1 protein-coding gene is annotated in these 529 nt (G+C 48.0%); it reads right to left on the bottom strand.

Features of this window, described 5'->3' with window-relative positions:
• On the bottom strand, nt 1-529 hold a 529-nt coding region (locus R7040_RS29700; RefSeq protein WP_318098081.1), incomplete at both ends, for an EF-Tu/IF-2/RF-3 family GTPase.

Genomic DNA, 529 nt, shown 5'->3' with positions numbered 1-529 from the left:
AAAGTATCACCAATTTGAATAGTGCCGTGGTTACGCAGACCAATGATGTCACCCGCGTAAGCGTGTTCTGCTCGTGAACGGTCACCAGCCATGAAGGTTACCGCATCAGAGATACTTACTTGCTTGCCTAGACGAACGTGGTTCATCTTCATGCCTTGAGTGTAAGTACCCGATACGATACGCATGAATGCGATACGGTCACGGTGTTTAGGGTCCATGTTTGCTTGGATCTTGAATACGAAGCCAGAGAACTTGTCTTCTGTCGCTTCAACATCACGCTCAACCGCTTGACGCGTTTTCGGCGCTGGCGCCCATTCAGTCAGACCGTCTAGCATATGGTCTACACCAAAGTTACCCAGTGCGGTACCGAAATAAACTGGTGTCAATTCACCCGTTAGGAACAGTTCTTTATCAAACTCAGGACATGCACCCATTACAAGCTCAAGCTCTTCACGAACGCTTGCCGCTAGGCTTTCACCAACTTTTTCATCAAGTTCTGGGTTATCCAGACCTTTGATGATGCGAACTT

The organism is Vibrio sp. 1069, assembly GCF_033340555.1.
The sequence above is the reverse complement of the archived record's forward strand: the minus strand, read 5'-3'. Positions and strand labels throughout refer to the sequence as shown.